Raw genomic sequence first — 6,469 nt, 5'->3', positions numbered from 1 at the left:
AAAGCAAACCCTATCCAGCAAATTGCCCGTTCAGAGGGCGTTATCCTTGAGAAAATTAGAACCTTGGTTTACCTGGTAGTCATAGTAATCCTAGCTTCAACCTTACTCTGTGTCTCCACAACCATGATGGCAATGGTCATGGAAAGGCGAAGGGAAATCGGTTTGCGCAAGGCCCTAGGCGCGACCAACCGGGCCATTGCGGGTGAGTTTTTAGGGGAAAGCGCTCTTCTGGGTATGACTGGCGGGGTGCTGGGTTCGCTGGTGGGATGGGGGATTGCCCAGGTTATCGGGCTGAGTGTATTTAAAGCCTATATTACGTTTAGGCCCTCAGTGCTTATAGCGGTAATCATCTTATCTGTTCTGGTAGCCTGGGTTGCAGTGATCATGCCGGTAAGGACAGCGGCCAACATTGAACCAGCCTTGGTACTTAAAGGGGAGTAGAAAGGAGAAACGTATGAACATCTTGGAATTAAAGAATGTAACCAAATCCTACGGCAATGTCCACGCCTTAAAGGATTTTGATCTAAGTGTCGCCCCGGGGGAATGGGTTTCCATAATGGGTCCTTCCGGTTCCGGAAAAAGTACCATGCTTAATATTATTGGGTGTATGGATAAGCCTACCAGTGGCTCTGTTTCAATCGATGGAATTGAGGTAACTGCCCGGTCAAACAAAGAATTAACCGAGGTTCGCAGGGAAAAAATAGGTTTGGTATTCCAGCAGTTTCACCTGATTCCTCACCTTACTGCCTTGGAAAATGTTATGGTAGCCCAGTATTACCACAGTCTCACCGACGAACAGGAAGCCCTCAAAGCCCTGGAAAGGGTAGGCTTAGCTCATCGTGCCAACCACCTGCCCAGCCAACTTTCCGGTGGAGAACAACAGAGGGTGTGCATTGCCCGGGCGCTAATTAACTATCCTGCGTTAATTTTAGCTGACGAACCGACAGGAAATTTGGATGAAGACAATGAAAAATTAGTCATTGAACTATTTCAGGAACTTCACAGGGAAGGGCACACGATTGTCATGGTTACCCATGACAATGAAGTAGGGGAACTGGCGCAGCGGAGAGTAAGACTAGAACATGGAAGGTTGACACAGATCGCATGAAAAAACGCGGACTTCTTTTAATCTTGGGAGTTTTACTAGCAGTTTTTCTGGTGGGGTGTAGCGGAACCGAAGAACCAGCTCCAAAAATTGCTAAAATCCCTGCCATTCCTCATGAGGTTACCCAAGGCATGGACTGCAAGTCCTGTCATGAAAGCGGGGTTAATGGTGCAAAGATAACAAAGCATCTAGACCGGCCAAACTGTACCAGTTGTCATAAAGTCAAGCAGTAAGTTAAGACTGATAGGCCTTCCACCTATGTGGAAGATCTATCATTTTATATCGGGTCATTCCATGCTAATGAATGGATAACAACTCTGCAGTTAAATGAAGTTTTTTGAGATTTATGCTAATGCCTATCAAGAAGGAGATACATTGGAGATTTTAATAAAAAAGATAACTTCTAAAATGTATGGATATATGAATTTGGAAAATAATGGAGTAGTCGCGACCGGTGAAGAACAAGCCACGAATAACGATGACAATGCCGGATAGTTGCTTGAATTGCATATAAGAAGGGATCCTGAACATTAATTAAGTAGGGTCCCTTTCTTCATGAGAAATTCACAACTTTTTCATGAGATAATCGTATCCCAGAGTTACACTAAGAACATGGAAATACAACATAAACGATGCAAAGCAAAAAATAAAAATTAATGGGAGGAACATAAAATGAAGAAACTCAGTAAAAAAATCACAGTCATCTTAGGAACCGCAACGTTGGCCGTTGGGCTCATGGCTTTACCAGCATTGGCCGGAACAGACCAGCAACAAGGTAACAAATGGTTCGGTCAAATGCAAGGATTTATGCAAAAAACCTTTTCGCCGGAGCAGCATCAAACCTTGATGAATTCCACTGCCATGCAGAATCTTCACAATTCGGCGGAGATGCAAAACGCAATGCAAACAGGGGACGTTAAGGTGATGCAAGAACTCATGAATTCAAACCCGGAATTTAAGGCTCAAGTTGGACAAGACACCCTTGATAAAATGAACCAATTCATGAGTAATTCCGGAGGAAATATGATGACCAACGGAAATGGAATGACGGGTTCGCAAGGCAGTATGATGAACGGAAGTGAAAGGGGAGACCTTCAATGATGATTGGTTTAATCCTATTAATCATCGCAGCTTATTACATCTTTAATTCATCTAATTCTAAAGGATCGTGTTGCATGAACCATCCATCTCGTACACATACTGTACAGGATATATTAAGTGAACGCTATGCACGTGGTGAGATTGATAGAGAAGAATACCTTGAACGGAAACAAGAACTGTCGGGGGCAAAAGCAGCTAACAGCTATTAAAAAGAAATGATCCAGCGTTACTTTATAGATGGAATTAATATCTAAGGCAGTATTTATTGAAAATTAGTTTGAAGGAGGAATTCATATGATGGGTGGTTGGGGTAACATGATGGGCGGATGGGGATACGGTGGTTATGGAAGTGGCTATGGGTGGAGTATGATGGGTATGGTCATGCCGCTCATCTTAGGGATTGGGATTATTCTACTGGGTATCTATCTATTTCGTCGCAATGCCTCGCACGTTCAGACAGGAGGGCAAGGTAAGCATAGTGGAATGGACATCCTGCGTGAGCGATATGCGCGTGGCGAGATAGATTCTGCTGAGTATCAGAGCCGGAAACGGGATTTAGAGAGTAAATGAGTAGAAAACCTTAAAAGCGGCTGAGGATTAATCCTTAGCCGCTTTTAAGGTTTTTTCTTCATTCTAGCCCAAACCTGTTCAAGGTTATGGTCCCTAAGTTTTTATAGTTCGTATTATTGTTTAACGTTTTACGCATAGATAACCGGGCTTTGTGTAATCGCCATTTAACTAACTCCACGGAGCAATCTAAAATCTCGGAAACTTCCTTTGTCGAACAACCATTCAGCTCTCTCAAGACAAAGACTTCTTTTTGCTGATCGGGTAAGTTTGCTATGGAACTAAAGATAATATTCCTCGTTGCATTTTTTTGGCAGGCTCGGTCCGGGTCCTGTAAGGTATCAACCTTTGAAAATTTAGGATCGGCTTGCTCTGCGGCCATCTCCTTGCGAACACAGCTCTTTCGTTGATGGTCAACCGTAACATTTACAGCTATTCTATATAGCCAGGTAGAGAATTTTGACTTACCGTTAAACGAGTGTTTTGATTGAAAGGCTTTTAGAAACGTTTCCTGCGTTAGATCTTGAGAGAGGTAGTAATCACCCGTCATTCCATAGATTAAATTAATAATCTTTTCTTGATTTTGGGAAATTATTTCTTCAAAGGAAAGATCCCCTTCAGATGAATCTGCAGTATAAAGATTTTCCTTGATTTTCACATTGTTCACTCCTTCGAAATTTAACACTAAATATAAGGATGCCCAATAAATTGGATATTAAATTAAACGTTTGGATAGTTATAAATATATTGTAACAGACAAAACCCTCGGATGTGGAGGTCCGACGGGTTTTGCTGTTACGTTTAAATTGTATGAATTATCTGCGTTGATATCGGTCCCTAATGAGCCTATCAATAGAAACAGTTCCAGCCCCGTTAACGAATAAGAAGAGTGCGACTAAGAAAAGTACAAAAACATATTCGATTCCGCCTTTATCTAAGAAGAAACCGTTCGGCAGATGAACCGTAAAAGCTGCTCCTAGCGTAACGAGAGCAATTCCCAGAGCAGCAGGTCTCGTTAATAAGCCTAAGATTAAAGCTAATCCGGCAAAAAACTCAACTAAAATTACCAAACCGGCTATGGGAGGGGCCAGATGTACAGTCTGAGTCAAGTAGCCCATAGTTCCACTCCAACCATATCCCCCAAACCAACCCAATAATTTTTGTGCTCCATGAGCGAAAAACACGATTCCGAGAGCGAGGCGCAAAAGTAGATCAGTTTGGAGTGAAGTGCCTGTAAAGACTTTTTCATATAGGCTTTTTTCATTAGTTAATGCACCAACTACAGGAAAGTTTTTAAAGATATCGTCAGTATGAGGACCTTTAGCAAAGTCAATGGTTAAATCTCTACCAGCTTTTATTCCAGCATGTTCTCCATCTTTGAAGACACTAGATACATCGTAAACGTTTCCTTGATAACCCACATAGGCGGGTTTCTTAATTCCGTTAAAATCACTTAATTCAGTAACTGTGAATTTTCTCATCATAATAACTCCTTATTTTTCGGGTAAACCTTAGCGTTCAACCGATGTATTTTTTTTGCCTAGGCGGTACCAACCTAAGCTTTATATAATTAAGACGGATTAATTTCTATTTGGATAGTAAAAAATAAAAATAAATAAAAAATAACGTTGTAAGAAACTCAATCAAAGAACCATTTTAGGTTTTCTTTATTATTCAGGGTCTTTCTTCATGAAAAATTCATAACAAATTCATAACTCATTCACAGCTTAATCGTATTGATTAGGTATACTTTGAGACACGAAGATAAGGATGCAAGTGAGAATAGTTAGCGGTACAAAATTGAACACGGATCTACTGATTTTAGCCATCGGGGTATTTCCTGATACTGAATTTTTAAAGGATAGCGAAATTAAGTTGGGAGCCAAAGGGCATATATTAGTCAATGAAAAAATGGAGACAAATGCTGCCGATGTATTTGCAGTAGGAGATGCAATTGAAGTCGTTGATTTTGTAAACAAGCAAAATTCGGCAGTTCCATTAGCGGGTCCTGCCAATAAACAGGGTAGAATTGCGGCTGATAATATAGCAGGCTTAAGTACGTCTTATAAGGGTACTCAAGGTACTTCAATTATTAAGGTTTTTGGATTAACTGCAGCAAGTACTGGCAATAATGAACGAACGTTAAACAGATTAAATATCCCCTATAAAGTTATTACCGTTCATCCAGTTTCACATGCCTCTTATTACCCAGGAGCTCTTCCAATGACCTTGAAACTTATTTTTAATGAGGAAGGTAAAATATTAGGAGCTCAAGGCGTTGGCTATGATGGTGTGGACAAGAGAATTGACGTCATAGCGACCGTCATTAGACTGTGTGGAACAGTCACTGATTTATCAGAGTTGGAGCTTTGCTACGCGCCACCTTTTTCTTCAGCAAAGGATCCTGTCAATATGGCAGGCTATGTTGCGGAAAATGTTTTAGCTGGAAGAGTGGATGTTATTACAACAGAACAACTATTGGCTTATGATAAAGAAAACACGTTATTATTAGATGTGCGTACTGAAACTGAATTCAATAATGGCCATCTTGAGGGAGCAGTAAATATACCGGTAGATAGCCTAAGAGAAAGAATAGGAGAGTTAGACAAGGGTAAAGAGATCCTTGAATATTGCCAAATAGGACTTAGAGGATATGTGGCTTCTAGGATTTTAACTCAAAATGGTTTTAAGGTTAAAAACATAGATGGAGGATATAAATGTGTTTCAATGTTTAACTTTAAGCCAAATAGAGTGGATAATTCGGATAACACAAAAAGACTGATGCTAGATCCAGATACACAAGTTGTGAAGGGCGAAGTAGAAAAAGGATTAACGATTATGACAAAAGCCTTGATGCTTGTGGATTATGTTGTCCGGGGCCGCTGATTCAAGTTAAAGCGTCAATAGATCAACTTAACGATGGTCAAATTCTTAAAGTTACTGCTTCTGATCCCGGGTTTTATGAAGATATTAAGGCATGGTGTGTTAAAACAAATAATGAGCTAGTTGATATTGGAAGGGATAAAGGTATGATCCAGGCCTTTATAAAAAAAGGCAATAAATTGAACAGCGGGAGGAAATGGAGAATAAGGGTTAAGATGACTAAAGGCTCAGACCGATTATTAAGGGTCCGAGCCTTTAGTCATCTCCCCAAGTTAAAGACCCGTCTCAGGAGATGTCCCACTCCATAAATATGAAACACCGATATACTTTTTAGCAGTTGCAATACTAACATTTGTTTTCTCTGGTGGTGTTGGGTATTATTCTTTTTACTGAACCATATCAACTCCCATTATTAGTGTCTGTTACAAAAAGCTGAACAGCACCAAACATAAGTTCTTTAAAAATAATTACACCCCTATCCATGGTGTGGTAAAATTAAGGTGACAAAACCAAAATTATCACACAGGAAGAGGTGTAAACCTTGCATATACAGATAGACATGTTCTCACCCCTATATTATAGCACACTTGGTTTTGATGCGGATCTCATTGATTATCTTTCTTTCATTAAAGATGAATATATCCGCTTTCTGTTCCCACGGCCCATCCTTGATCCTCGGGGACGTAAGCCTTGGGATGCCGTCATCTTATTTCGCATGCATGTTTTGTACTTCACTCGTCCTGAATTTGTCTCATTTCGGCAAATGTGCACAGAGTTGGCTAAACCCAAACATCAGGACTATCGCAATTTCCT

9 protein-coding genes and 1 pseudogene are annotated in these 6,469 nt (G+C 40.5%); 8 read left to right on the top strand and 2 right to left on the bottom strand.

Going from position 1 to position 6,469, the window contains the following annotated elements; genetic code table 11:
• From JL57_RS14300 to JL57_RS14275, 6 genes are all read left to right on the top strand, one after another.
• Positions 1–441 (top strand): ABC transporter permease (locus JL57_RS14300; RefSeq protein WP_034142709.1); only part of this gene is annotated, 441 nt, incomplete at its 5' end.
• A 13-nt stretch (positions 442–454) separates the two neighbouring features.
• Positions 455–1,108 carry an ABC transporter ATP-binding protein gene (locus JL57_RS14295; RefSeq protein WP_034142708.1) on the top strand — a complete coding sequence of 218 codons (654 nt, stop codon included), beginning with the start codon at positions 455–457 and terminating at the stop codon, positions 1,106–1,108.
• A complete protein-coding gene (locus tag JL57_RS14290; protein WP_034142707.1) occupies positions 1,105–1,338 on the top strand; it encodes a hypothetical protein in 234 nt (77 codons plus the stop codon). The genes JL57_RS14295 and JL57_RS14290 overlap by 4 nt, the downstream gene beginning before the upstream one ends.
• 439 nt (positions 1,339–1,777) lie before the next feature.
• The gene (locus JL57_RS14285; protein ID WP_034142706.1) at positions 1,778–2,206 is read left to right on the top strand and encodes a hypothetical protein; all 429 of its coding nucleotides are present in this window, start codon (positions 1,778–1,780) and stop codon (positions 2,204–2,206) included.
• A gap of 74 nt (positions 2,207–2,280) precedes the next feature.
• Positions 2,281–2,415, top strand: coding sequence for an SHOCT domain-containing protein (locus JL57_RS34460; protein WP_291300100.1), 135 nt, complete (start codon positions 2,281–2,283; stop codon positions 2,413–2,415).
• A gap of 85 nt (positions 2,416–2,500) precedes the next feature.
• On the top strand, positions 2,501–2,776 hold the full coding sequence (locus tag JL57_RS14275) for an SHOCT domain-containing protein (protein WP_034142704.1): 276 nt from the start codon (positions 2,501–2,503) through the stop codon (positions 2,774–2,776).
• Between the two features lie 58 nt (positions 2,777–2,834).
• Here the strand turns inward: JL57_RS14275 and JL57_RS14270 are convergent, their stop codons facing one another.
• Positions 2,835–3,431, bottom strand: a complete 597-nt coding sequence (locus JL57_RS14270; RefSeq protein ID WP_034142703.1) for an RNA polymerase sigma factor — start codon at positions 3,429–3,431, stop codon at positions 2,835–2,837.
• Positions 3,432–3,588: 157 nt separating this feature from the next.
• Entirely contained in the window at positions 3,589–4,257 is a 669-nt protein-coding gene (locus JL57_RS34455) for a DoxX family membrane protein (RefSeq protein WP_291300099.1), read from the bottom strand.
• A 286-nt stretch (positions 4,258–4,543) separates the two neighbouring features.
• Between JL57_RS34455 and JL57_RS14260 the strand changes: the two are divergent.
• A pseudogene (locus JL57_RS14260) lies at positions 4,544–5,829 on the top strand (sulfurtransferase TusA family protein); the annotation flags it as partial.
• 368 nt (positions 5,830–6,197) lie between these two features.
• Positions 6,198–6,469: hypothetical protein (locus tag JL57_RS14255; RefSeq protein ID WP_034140833.1), on the top strand; the 272-nt coding region annotated here is incomplete at its 3' end.

It is taken from the genome of Desulfosporosinus sp. BICA1-9, assembly GCF_000802135.1.
Note: the sequence above shows the minus strand (reverse complement) of the source record. Positions and strands in the feature narration are given on the sequence as shown.